Origin of the sequence: Candidatus Paracaedimonas acanthamoebae, assembly GCA_017307065.1 — a bacterium.
Lineage (GTDB): Bacteria > Pseudomonadota > Alphaproteobacteria > Caedimonadales > Caedimonadaceae > Paracaedimonas > Paracaedimonas acanthamoebae_A.
This window is the reverse complement of sequence record JAFKGL010000023.1, coordinates 20,466-33,293: the sequence shown is the minus strand read 5'-3', so window position 1 is coordinate 33,293 and position 12,828 is coordinate 20,466. Positions and strand designations below refer to the sequence as shown.

The following is a 12,828-nucleotide window of genomic DNA, read 5'->3' as shown; positions in this document are numbered from 1 at the left end:
GGCTTTCATGTAAAGCTCCACTTGTTGGAGTTTGATCCATTCTCCAGGCATTCTTGACTCCTAACATCAAAAATACCTGAAAAATTACACGCTTCATTACCGGCAATCTTGTCTGTCGTTAAACCGGTAATGTTGATTGTCGCTCAATATGAGGCAGACTTAGAGAGAGACCGACTTAAAAAAGGTATTAAAAGTGAACCTATAAATAAGCAAGAAGAGCAGTATGTTATAAACAAATCACTTATTTCGAAAGAATTACAAGAGGTAATTGAAAAAGCGTTAATTCAATCAAGAAAGAGAGGATTTTCAATTAATAATATATCAGATTTTCTTGATGAGGCATTATTATTACCAACTATTCCTAAGTCACTTTTATCTCCAAACAATCGAGCACAAGATCTTCATCTTATAATGAAGAGATTTGAAGATGATAGTTTTTTTAGAGGATTTACTACATCTGTTCGTAAAGATTTGAAAAGCGTAATAGCATCTCTTGCGTATGCTTCTGCTGATATAGGAACTCATGAAGTACCTTTAAAAAATTTCTATTATTTTTGGGGTGATGCTGGGATGGGAAAGAGTTTATCAGCAAGAAATTTAGCGCTTTTTTTAGATTTACCTTACTATGAAGCCTATATTCGCAGTGAAACTGATTTATCTCAAGGGGGATTAGAGGGCAGTACTTGGTATCGACCTGATGCAAATATAGGATGGGTTGCTCGCCCTTTATTAGCAAAAGATTCACAAGGTAGAACTTATAAAAATAGTATATTAATTATTAATGATTTTGATAGAATTTTGCTAAATAATAGTGGTCGTGGGGGAGCAGCATTAGGGTTTTTGTTAGATTATTTAGATGCTTTAAAAAAGTATTTTTATAGCCCTTATTTTAGATCTTCAATAGATATTAGTCGCCTTACTATTATTTTATCGGGCAATAAACCAATTCCGGAAGGGGATGGAGGACCTACAGATACATACGCTGCCCTTAGAACACGTTTAAAGAGAATCCACTTCACAGGTTTTGATGAAGAAACAACCAAGAAAATTTTAGAATCGTATAGTCAAGATGTTATTTCTCATTTTTATTTGTCATCACATGCGACATCACCCGAGCAAAATCAATTATTTATTGATTATCTGACAACAAAGACATTAAGAGATAGCTCAAGTTCATCTATGAGAAAACTAAAAAATTTATTACATGAAACTGCGCTTACTACTAAATTAGCACTCATAGATAATGAAGATACAAATTTTATGCATGACTATCTACAAAAAATCCCTCCTCAAAACCTGGATGCTCAAGTGCCACAAAAAGTAAGACCTTTTTCTAATTTTGTTAATAATTTAAAAGGTGATATATCTATGGCTTCGGGATTATTGTATAAACATCCAATTATTATCGTCCCAATAATTTCCTTTCTTTTTTATATACATATGCTTTTCATAGGGATTTGATTCATTAGTTATAATGCTCCCATTCTTGAGCGGATAAGGAGCATTTTTCATTTTAAATATTAGTTGGACTTGGACCAGTGTGAGAATTTGAACGATTTGAGGTCTATAGAAGTGTAACCGTTGCAGCAGAAAGGATTAGTAATGCTCATGAGGCTCCTTTTCAAATTGATGCAGCTTTGTCTACATGTGTTTCTCGTAAGCAACCAGTTTATCTTGAAGTTTTAGAAGATGTGTGGCGTGCCGAATGTTCTATCTTTGCTCTTAATCCTATCATCAGAGGTATAATAGAATTATTTTATTGTAATAATTCAATTAAATTACGATAACCACTTAAAATTCTGACTATCTCCAAAGGTCTTGTGTCTTGTTTATAGATGATCAAATAATTGTAGACAGGCCAAAATAATACTGGGTGCTTCGTTAAATCTGTTCTTCGATGACCAAGATTAGGGTGCTCACTAAGCATATGACATTTTTGTTCAATTGTAGAAAGCACCTTAAGAGCAGTCACAGTACTTTCTTCAGCAATATATTCCCAAATTTCAAGAAGATCTTGCTTTGCTGCAGGCGAAAAAATAAAGAGAGACATATTATTTCTTTTTATTTAGCATTTTGATTTCTTGAAAAATTTGGTCCCCTTCAATTCCTTGTCCTTTTGAGAGTTGAGATAGACCTAACTCAATGTCATGGTTTAGTTTGTCAACTTGCTGTTTGAATAGAGTTTCTTTTTCTATAAAAAGTCTCAAAGCATCACGTACAACTTCACTAGCAGAATTGTAATATCCTTGTTCAACCTTCTGATGAATAAATTTCTCTAGGTTAGAATTTAAAGAAATGTTCATGTTCTTGTACCTCCTGGAAAGCTCCTATATTATTTTACTAGATATAACATAAAATAGCAATTTTTGTTATAATCTTTTTGGTTACATTATCGGCTCTAACTACATAAGCGGAACAAAATGTTCTTAAGATCTATTTTCAGAGAATCTGTTTACTTTTCGCTGATCGATGGCGTTCTCTCAGTTCAATATCGATGTATTTATCCGTAATGGCACCTGATCCATGCCCCGCATCATCTCGAACATGCTCTCTGGGTCTATGCTTGACATCATCGGAAATCCCCGTATGTCTTAACCAATGAACTGTGGCCTCAGATAAAAATTCAGCTTCTTCTCTAAAACCATCTTGATTTAAGTGGTGAACTGTTTGATCAAAACATGTTTGAACTATTTTACGAATGTAAGTGGTTGAACTAATAGCTCCATCTCCTTTTGCTTTCGGCAATAAGGGAGACAAATCAGCAGGGGAGGGAAGAGTTGATAAGCCTAAAGATTTTCGCCATCGTTTTAAGGCTTCTAACATAGAGTCACTCACCGCAATTTCTCTTTGCTTATTGCCTTTTCCAACAGTTGTGAACCACCAGCTTCCTTCACTGTCTCTGTAGAAGTGATTCATCTGTGGGGTCCAACGTTTGCTGGCAGCAAGTTCAGAAATGCGCAAATATAAACCATAAAGCAGTGACATCATAAAAAGAGTGCGCTCATGAAATTCTGGAGAAACTTCTGCCATCTGTTGGGCTGTGGTAATAACATACTGCCATTGATGTACGGAAAGTCTTCTAATCTTAGAGGGACCTTGAGCTTTTCGAATAAACTTACTCTTCTGGCGTATGAGTGCTACTGGATTTATAGAGACATATTCGTCTTGCAGAAGATAGTTATAGAAAGACCCTAAAATAGCAAATGTATCTTTAAGGGCGCTTTGAGAGATTTCAAAGTCTTTTGGATTGGGTTTTTCTCCTTTTTGATGGGCTACCTTGGAAACAGTTACAACGAAAGGGCGCCATTCTGGGTTGGCAATTCGTTCTCCATCTTTATTGATAAAGCGTGGGACCTTATTAACACCAATCCAAGCTTTAGGAGGTTTTTGACAAAAGTGAATAAATTCTTCGATATCTTGGCGTTTTAATTCCGCTAATGGTTTCTGGGCAACCATAATACACCAATGAAGTAAGCGCTCAATTTCTCGACGATAAGCATTAAAAGTTCCTTGGCTGCCTGTGTAGGACTTAAGGAATTCATGAGATTTTTGATAATCACAAAGATTAGCGTCATTTGAAAAAGAAGAATAATTATCAACTCTATCAATATGCTCAAGGCTATCAAAGATGGGTAATGGAGATTTCATAGGATCCTTTTAACACATTTTCATTTGGGGTGATAATGGAAATTATCACCCTTATTGTCATTGATCGATTCTAAATTTCTTTTAAAGCGTCGTTTGCCCCTTTTTTATTGTTCCAAATTTGATAAGTTTTTCTTGAATCCTTTTTATATGGGGCGAGCTTTTTGGAAAATTTTTTCTTATCGTTCTTAAACTCTCATTCAAATAACTGATCCCTTTATTATATAGATGATCAGATTGAATATGATTATTTTTTTTCTTTTCTTCTTTCGATTTTTTTATATACAAACTTGCTAGAATTTCTAAGCAGTCGTAGCTTTCTGGATGATTATTTCTCTGATATACATCCAGTGCTTCTTTAAGAAAAGATTCGGCTTTCTCTAAATTTCCCTCTAAAAAATAATTTTCTCCAAGCTGTTTTAAAATCCTGGCCGTCTCAGTATGTTCTCGACCAAAATTATTCTCGTAGATCGTGAGACTATTTGTTAATAAATTTTTTGCCTCTGAATAACGTCCTACCTTTTGATAAACATTCGCTAAATTAGCTTGAGCCCACGCAAAATATACATGAGATTGAGATACATTATGTTTATATATTTCTAAAGATTGATTTATTAGTTCTTCAGCCTTTTTATAAGATTTTAAATCACAATAAACATTCCCTAAAAAACCAAGAGCCCCGGCAATATCCATATGGTTGTCAGGGAACTCTTTTTTATAAAAAACTAAACTTTCATGAAGTAACTCTTTTGCTTGATTATACAATCCTAAATCTCTATAGACGGCCCCTAAATGTACATAAACCCAAGCAGTCCCAATATAATTATTAGCAAGATATGTTCTGTAAATTTTCAAGCTTTCTTCAAACAGTTGTTTTGCTTTTATATAATGACCAAATTCCCAATAAACATTGGCTAAATGACCTATGGACCAAGCAATAAAAATATAATTTTGAGGGAAATATTTTTTCTGTAATTGAATACCTTTCTCAAATAAACTGATCGCATTTTTGTATTTCCCAAGAGCTTTATAAACGTTAGCTAACTGTACAAATGCCCATGAAAGCCTAAATTTCTCTTGAGGTAAATGATGTTCATATACCTTTATCCCATTTTCCATGCAGCTTTTAGCCTTTTCATAATCACCTAATTTTCGAAGAGTATTTCCTAAATAAATTAGTGATTTAGCTAATTGAGGATAAAGATGATAATGTTTTAATGTTTCTTGGCAATTGGTAAGAATATTCTGTGCCTTTATATAATCACTTAAATGAAAATAAATCCCCCCTAATTCAGTGCTTATAATAGATTTGATATCAGTACTTAAAAAATAATCATGATTCAAAAATGTTTCACAGTGGCTTATTAATCCTTTCATACTTATAAAATCTTCTTTATCTACAATATCCGCGCTATACTCCTCTAAGACGTTCCCTATTTTGTGTAATAGAGGACTATCTTCTTTTAAATTTAATGCATTTATGAAATAGGCAAGACTTATTTCTTGAGTACTGCGGTGGATAGAAAAAGTTAGAATTTTGTTTAAAGAAGATTGTCTTGTTATTAACGAATATTTATTTAAATTAAATATAAGATTATCTGTGATAATGTCTTTATTATATTTATCTAATAGATTTCTCGGGATATCTTGAGAATCCATCAAACTAATTAATAATAAGAGTTCTGTAAATTCTTTATTTGTTTCAATAATTTTTTTAAGAGATAAGATAATGATACTAAAGCGAGTTTTAGTATATTCGCTTACTTCTTTTAAAACACTTTCCTGCAAAAGGGTAAAATCTTGGTTATATTCCTTCATATATTCAAGATATTTCTCATAAGAGACATGCGTTGCTTTTAGGTAATGTGCCGCTATAGTAATATCTAAAGGAAAAGGAGGAATATAGGCTAAGAATTTATTTTGCTCGTTTTTTTGAGAAATAAGGTATTGGGTCCTTTCTCCATTCATAATGATTTTATTAAAAAGATCTGTCTTTTCTCTATCATCTAATTCTCCAACAAGAATTGTATTGTGTATATGGCTATTATTTTTAATATGGCCATCTCTTGTTGTAATAATAACTTTACCCTTACCCCACATCGTTGATTCATAAGGGAAGAATTTTTGAACATCAGAAAATTTTTCAATATTATCGTAAATTAAAAACCAGTTAGCATTCGATTTCAATTTTTCTTGAACAAATAATAAAAATTTTTCTTCTCTTTCTTTTAATTTTTTTATTTCTTGAAATGATTTTAATATTTTTCTTTCTTGATCTGTTTGAGCAAGGGTATAAGCAAGATTTTCAAATGAATTGATAAGAGTTTCTCTGGTTTCCGCATTAATTTCCCATATAATTGGTGATGATTCTTTTCGTGCATATTGACGTGCAATCGTTGTTTTACCAGCGCCACCTACTCCAACCAAAGCAATGACTTGAATATCTTGTAATCTTTTGAAATTTTCTTCTATTTTTGCTATTAAATCAGGACGATTTAAATAGCTGTTATCAGCAGGAACAGTAAGTTCAGATTTAATAGATTGAGAATTAGAAATAAGAAAATTTTCTAATTTATTATTATATAATACCATAGATAGTCCATAAAAGCCTAAAAAAATCCCTCCCCCCATTAAGAGATACATTTTTTTCCCGCTAATTTTTTTTGAAAAGTGATTTGTAACTATTGGCGTTGGAAATCTGATTCTCTTTAAAAGGGTAGAATATGCTCTTTGTTCATAGAATATAGAATTGTGATCATTATCTTTGTTAGTTAGAGTAAGAAGCATTTCTAAATTTGCTTCACTATAAATTCGTTTTAAAATTTTTACGAATGACCCAAAATAATTTTCAAGATTTCTAAAATCGATATAATTAATGTCGGAGATTTCTTTCAAGATCTCATCTGTAATTTGCATATCTTGAACGAGACAAATAATATTATCGGCCAAATATTGATCCGACTGTGAAATATCCAAAATATCTTGCCGAAATTGATTTAGGGTATCTGTTGTTAGGATGTAAAGAAAGTTAGATTCTAGTTTTTTCTGTATCGGATTCTCATGAATATTAAGTATTTTGATCCCTGCAATTTTAAGATGATCAACCAAGAAACTAAGAAAAGAATTCTTATTTGTTTGCAACTCGTTATTAATTAAGACTGGTTTAATTAAATAATAATAAGATTTTTTCTCCGATAATCTGTGGAGCTTCTTTAATTCTTGTTCAAATTCAAATTTATATAATAATCTTGTATAATGACGTCGGATAAGCTCTATTTTTCCTGATTTTTGAATGAATGGGATTATATCTTCATGAGAGATTTTTCCTATTCTATCTCTAATTTTACTTTTATGCGCCTCAACTGTCCCCTCTTCAATAGATAATAATTTACCAATTCTCTTATGTTTCTCACCATTAACAAGGCATGAGATAATATCTATATGGCGAGGAGTAAAATTTACTCCTTTTATCTCTAATAACTCTTTAGAATAAAACTCCGTCGGGAATTGAGGAAATTTAAGTATTTTACACATCACACTTTATCAAAATTGACTCTTTAAATCATCTACACAAATTTTAACTTAATCTGCTACATGACTATTATCTAAGCAAGCTTTTTATACCTCAACTTCAAAAAGTTAAGATCATAATTTGCCATATACTATATAGGGTATATGCAGTTAAAGGCTGCCTCGAAGAAGTAAAATGAATCTACTTCGTGATGGCTTTGAAAATTTAGTTTCTTGGATGTATCTCTATTAACTTATGAATAGTCCTGCCTGGATATCTCTCAGTAAGTGCTCTCTCATATTTTTTCCGCTGAAAAGTATCACTCTTGGCACCGCCAAATTTAAAGTCGTATACATACACATCTTTCCCACTTACCCATACAACATCAAGTTGGGCTCTCTCTCCACCACTTGTAGTAATAATTTTAGCAGGATCAACATGCAGTAAAGCGCCACCTCTTAAATGCTGCACACGCTGAATAGCATCTTTACATACTGCATGCTTATCTACGCCAACAGTGGAGCCCAAACGATCAGCTCCTTCAAGAAAATTAGCGTAATTTGCAACTGCTTTTAAAAAGTTTACGAGTGTACTTGAATTTGGATCTGCGTTAAAGGCGTCAGCAGTTGTATCAATCCTTTCACCAAGACTTATTTCTCTTCTAATATCTCGGGTTGATTCGCTAGAACTAGAGCTAGCGCTAGAAATAGCAATATCTGATAAATTTGTTAATATTAAGAGTAAAGAAAAAAATTTCAATATTTTCATATAATTCTCCATTATAGTTAATTTTTATAATTAAAAATCTTTTTATTTGATTTTGAAAATATTATGAATCATAAATATTAATAATCAGTTACACGAGATATTGCCGAATGACCAATAACTATAAAAATAACTAATGTGAAGAATAAGAAGAATATGCTAAGAATTAATTATCCTATCCCTAAATGGGCAAGAATGACGTTATAAACATCTATAGATTGTAATCGTTCATTAGAAAAAATATGTTTTTGTTTACTAATAATAAGAGGGCCTTGATCAGGCGCTGTATAACGACCATGGGATCCTTTAATTAAGGATGGATCCAAGGGAATTACATCCAATAAATAACGAAAGCCTAATTTTTTCTTGGCCATTGCCATTAGAAATTTTAAATTCGGAAATGTAATTTTTGGATCAACAAAAAGTTCTACAGGATCATAGCCTGGCTTACGATGTATATCAACCGTCCGTGCAAAATCAGGGGCTTTATGTTCTTCAAGCCAATAGTAATAGGTAAACCACGAATCCTTATCGGCAATTGCTATTAAATCGCCAGACCTCGGATGATCTAAATGGTGTAGAGCTTTATCATTTTCAGCCAAAACGAGTTCAATACCGGGAATTTTTTCAATAAGCTTACGTATTTTTGTGAGTTTACTTTTATCATTTACATAAATATGCGCAATTTGGTGGTCAGCTACAGCAAAAGCGCTACTTGCGCCAGCATATAAAATCTCCCCTCCTCGTTCTTCTCGAATTTCAAGATAACCATTCTGCCTTAATATCCTATTTATCGAGATTGCATTATGTACAGGTGTGATCCCATATTCAGAAAGGACAATAACTCGTGCTCCCCTCGATTCAAAAAATGTAATTAGATCTTCACAAACTTCATCAATTTCTTTTAAATCAATCGCATTATCTGGATGATATGGGCCTCGTCGTTGAAGATTATAATCCAAATGCGGTAAGTACATAAGGGTTAGTGTTGCCGGTTTTTTTTCTTCTAATTTTTTAGAAGCTTGTGCAATCCATTTTGAAGAGCGAATAGATGTTTTAGGCCCCCAAAAATCAAATAAAGGAAAGGGACCATATTCATCCTGAAGTTCTTGTCGTAACTCTGAAGGATAAGTATAGCAATCTGGAAATTTACGACCATCGGCCGCATAAATAGGTCTTGGTGTAGCCGATGCATCAACAGTTGAATACATATTATACCACCAAAACATATTCGTGCATGTAAAAGTAGGATCTAATTTTTTGGCGACCTCCCAAATTTTAGGACTCCTTACCAATTTGTTCGATTGCTTCCAGAATTTAACTTCACACTCCTCTCGAAAATACCACCCATTTCCCACAATGCCATGATCACTTGGCCATTGTCCTGTAAGATAACAACTCTGCATAGTACAGGTTACAGCTGGAAGAGCCGGTTTGATCGTAGAAATATTTCCTTGAGAAGCCCATTGAGTTAAAAAAGGCGTATGTTCACCTAATAATTCTTTTGTAAGCCCAACAACATTAATAACAGCTGTTTTTTGCATTTTTTAATCCTTTGGTTTAAAATTTTGCAAGACCCATTCATATTCGCGCTGAAGAGAATCTTTTAAGTCCTCTTTTAAGGAAGGAGGAAGGACATCCCATGTATAAGTTTCAATCTCAAGATAAGATGTGGCCTTATTCTCTTGAATTAAATTTAAGACTGTTTTAACGTCATTTTGTGTGGAGTGAAGAGTATCGTATTTCTCTAAAAATAGCGGTACATGAAAATGTATACGCCATTCGGCTTCAGCCATTTTAGAAAAATCTGGAATTGCTTTTATTAAATCTTCATAACGAGAGAGATTTCCATGTTTATCGCGTATGATAACTTGATGAAGATAAGGAGACGCGGTTAGCGACGTCAAATTTTGTATTATGCCTTGTTGTCTATCCTTATCGTTTGATACGTGAACCTTTAAGGCAGAACTTACTTGAACTTTACCAATCTCGATACCGGCCTCTTTTAAGAGTCTTAAATTTCTTGTATGATCTTCATATTCAATGGAAAAATGACAAATATCATAGCATAAACGCACATGTTTTCGTATATAAGCCTCTGCTTTGTTAGGAGAAACTTTCAAAAGAGACGCAAGTTGGGATGCACCTTCAAAAAATAACCACTCCTTGAAAAAGAATATAGCTTCTTCCGTGGTTGCAATTAAACAATCAGGTTCTGGCTCAATATCAATATGAAGTGACTTCCCTTCCCCTTCATTAATTCTCACCATTTCAGCCACAACTTGCATGAGAGAAAAAGTCGCTGTGCGAAAAGTAGTAAGCTTTGTAGAGGCATCAAGCCATGGCTTATAAGAAAGAGGAGATGTAGAAAAACCGCTTTCACTTCCTGGAGGAGTTAACGCCGTTAATATTTTGACAAGCCTTAAACTGTAGTCTCGTCTTTCAGAAGTTGTCCAATCCGGTTGATAGACTTTTTCTTTGATAAGCTTGTGATGGAAATGATCATAAACAAAGCCATTAATAGTAAAAACATAAAGATTATTGTGTGAAAGCCAATCTTTAAAAGCAATGAGAGCAGAGCTAGAGAGAAGTTCTCTAGAAGCTTTATCCGACAATCTAAGCCCGATCCCAAAGGATTTATCAGGAGAAAGAGATGCTTTAAGAGGTAAGATATAATTCTCTAAATTATGAAAAATTTCATTCCAATGCTCTCCTGGATGAATATTTGAACAATAAGTAAGATGAAAAAAATCATTTTCCCCTATTCTCATGAAATGTACTTCTCTTGTAAGAAAGTTGTTGCTTCGACATCGTATTTTTCTAAAAATCGAATAGCTTCTTGAAAAAGATGAATATCAACATTATGGATTTCAATGCCTTTTCCAATCTTCTCAAGCATCATAATTGTTAATTCCCCTCCTAAATGTTCTTGAAATTCTACTAATCCTTTAAAAATACTGGCAGGATGATCAGGATTCTCAGCATGTTGTGAAAGTTCTGGCACATAGAGGCAAAAGTTTAATCGTTGCAGAGTCTGTAAAATTTTTTCCCACTCAACTTGAGATAAAAAACCTTTTAAATGAGAATAGGTTATATCTAAAGCAAGACCAATCGCCACCGCTTCTCCGTGACGTAAGCGATGATGGGTGAGCTGTTCTAATTTATGAGCTGCCCAATGACCGAAATCTAAAGGTCTAGAGGAACCCATCTCAAAAGGATCCCCTCCCCGACCAATATGATTCATATGTAATTCAGCGCAACGGACAACAAGCTTTTCCATAAGCTTCATGTTTCTCTGCTGGCTTAATTGAATGGCATTATCATGAATAAAATTAAAAAATTTTTCGTCTTTAATCAATGAAACTTTGACCGCTTCCGCAATCCCAGATAGCCAATCTCTATCTTCAAGTGTTTCAAGATAATCAAAATCGTTAATTACAGCGTAAGGTGGAGCAAAAGTGCCTAAAAAATTTTTCTTACTAAAATAATTGATACTATTTTTAACACCAACCCCGGAATCTGCTTGAGATAAAACAGTCGTTGGAATGCGAATGAGACGAATTCCGCGATGAGACGTTGCAGCAGCATAACCAACCATATCTAATAATGCCCCTCCCCCAATAACAAGAATATAAGAATGGCGACATAGACCACATTCATGGATTTGACGGTAAACACTCTCTAAGAACTGGGGATCATTTTTAATTCCTTCACCACTTGGAATTATGATGGGGTTTTGGCAGAGCATCATGATATTTGAATGTGTGTTTGCGTAGGAAATCATATGATCATACAAAGACGGTTGTTTTGTGAGAACTCCTGCATCAACAATAATTAAGACCTTTACGGGAGTATTTTTCTTTCCTTTCTCAAGTACGTTAGAAAGAGTAAGATTATCGCTCCTAAAAAGTTCTCTGGTAAAATGAACTTCATAGGAAAAAGGGACAGAAAATTCTTGTCTTAAAATATCCATGAGTCTTCCTTTCTTCAAGTAACAGAACAATATTTAGCAAAGAGATATGAAAGCGGTATTAATCCCAATACACCCACTCCATATTCCCAAGACGCAAATCCCGTTACAATGGCAGCATCAGAAAGAATTAAAGAGAGTATCCCTGCTTTTACAGCTTGCCGAACAACTAAGGGATGAGGTTTCTTCATGGCTTTTAAGAGAGGTTTAAAAATAGAATAGGAAAAAAGAACCATGAGAGCCAAAGAAGGCATAATCTCTAACCCTCTATGGATAATTGCAAAAGTAGTCAATATGATTGATAAGATATAGAGAATGGCGGATGGCCAGAAGCTAGCTTTAAAGCTCGTGCTAACTTCTTTTTTGCTGATAAGAGTTATTGCGGCTACAAACATAAGTTGGCTTGCGCTTAAAATCCCCAGAGGAATTTCTAAAGAATTCCCTAATTCTCCTGCAGCACTTGCTCCTAAAATTAAATTACTACTTCGACAAAGTCCCATAATAAGTGCGCCAAGATAGGTAAAGTGCTTCGCATAAAAATTATAAAAAAATGTTAGAAAACAAATTATGACAGCAATATAAAAGGATAAAAAAGATACTTGGTAAGCTGCACTAATACCTATTGCAAATAAACTTAGGCCAAATATTGCTGCTTGTTTTCGTGTGATAATACCACTTGGAATCAATCTTTCTGGACGTTCTTTACGATCAAGTTCTGCATCACGAACATCATTAAAAATAATTCCCCCTCCATAGAGTCCCGTTGTTGAAAGAAGAAGCCACAGTAAAGGTATCCAAAAATCAAACTCATGAGAAGTTGTAATGGTATAAGTATGCGCTACGAAGAAACCTGCAAAAATGTCAGCCATGGAAGTCATGATATTTGCAGGCCGCATTAAATATATAAACGCTTTGAAATTACGCACTATTATTACTC

Annotated in this window: 10 protein-coding genes and 1 pseudogene; 2 read left to right on the top strand and 9 right to left on the bottom strand. The window is 33.7% G+C overall.

The window, feature by feature from the left end; genetic code table 11:
- Positions 1 to 108: 108 nt before the first annotated feature.
- Positions 109 to 1,461 carry a hypothetical protein gene (locus J0H12_05875; GenBank protein MBN9413432.1) on the top strand — a complete coding sequence of 451 codons (1,353 nt, stop codon included), beginning with the start codon at positions 109 to 111 and terminating at the stop codon, positions 1,459 to 1,461.
- A gap of 95 nt (positions 1,462 to 1,556) precedes the next feature.
- Positions 1,557 to 1,787, top strand: a pseudogene (locus tag J0H12_05870) (hypothetical protein).
- Here J0H12_05870 and J0H12_05865 read toward each other — a convergent pair.
- From J0H12_05865 to eboC, 9 genes are all read right to left on the bottom strand, one after another.
- Entirely contained in the window at positions 1,757 to 2,050 is a 294-nt protein-coding gene (locus J0H12_05865; GenBank protein MBN9413431.1) for a type II toxin-antitoxin system RelE/ParE family toxin, read from the bottom strand. The pseudogene J0H12_05870 and the gene J0H12_05865 overlap by 31 nt on opposite strands.
- Before the next feature lies 1 nt (position 2,051).
- Positions 2,052 to 2,303: a type II toxin-antitoxin system ParD family antitoxin gene (locus J0H12_05860; protein ID MBN9413430.1), complete on the bottom strand. Its 252-nt coding sequence runs from the start codon at positions 2,301 to 2,303 to the stop codon at positions 2,052 to 2,054.
- A gap of 136 nt (positions 2,304 to 2,439) precedes the next feature.
- On the bottom strand, positions 2,440 to 3,648 hold the full coding sequence (locus J0H12_05855; protein ID MBN9413429.1) for a tyrosine-type recombinase/integrase: 1,209 nt from the start codon (positions 3,646 to 3,648) through the stop codon (positions 2,440 to 2,442).
- An 81-nt stretch (positions 3,649 to 3,729) separates the two neighbouring features.
- Positions 3,730 to 7,179 carry a tetratricopeptide repeat protein gene (locus J0H12_05850; GenBank protein MBN9413428.1) on the bottom strand — a complete coding sequence of 1,150 codons (3,450 nt, stop codon included), beginning with the start codon at positions 7,177 to 7,179 and terminating at the stop codon, positions 3,730 to 3,732.
- A 202-nt stretch (positions 7,180 to 7,381) separates the two neighbouring features.
- Positions 7,382 to 7,924: a hypothetical protein gene (locus J0H12_05845; GenBank protein MBN9413427.1), complete on the bottom strand. Its 543-nt coding sequence runs from the start codon at positions 7,922 to 7,924 to the stop codon at positions 7,382 to 7,384.
- Between the two features lie 167 nt (positions 7,925 to 8,091).
- Positions 8,092 to 9,465, bottom strand: a complete 1,374-nt coding sequence (locus J0H12_05840; protein MBN9413426.1) for an alkaline phosphatase family protein — start codon at positions 9,463 to 9,465, stop codon at positions 8,092 to 8,094.
- 3 nt (positions 9,466 to 9,468) lie between these two features.
- A complete protein-coding gene (eboE, locus tag J0H12_05835; protein ID MBN9413425.1) occupies positions 9,469 to 10,692 on the bottom strand; it encodes a metabolite traffic protein EboE in 1,224 nt (407 codons plus the stop codon).
- A complete protein-coding gene (locus tag J0H12_05830) occupies positions 10,689 to 11,894 on the bottom strand; it encodes a 3-dehydroquinate synthase (protein ID MBN9413424.1) in 1,206 nt (401 codons plus the stop codon). Before J0H12_05830 ends, eboE begins: the two co-directional genes overlap by 4 nt.
- Positions 11,895 to 11,908: 14 nt before the next feature.
- Positions 11,909 to 12,817: a UbiA-like protein EboC gene (gene eboC, locus J0H12_05825; GenBank protein MBN9413423.1), complete on the bottom strand. Its 909-nt coding sequence runs from the start codon at positions 12,815 to 12,817 to the stop codon at positions 11,909 to 11,911.
- Between the last annotated feature and the right edge of the window lie 11 nt (positions 12,818 to 12,828).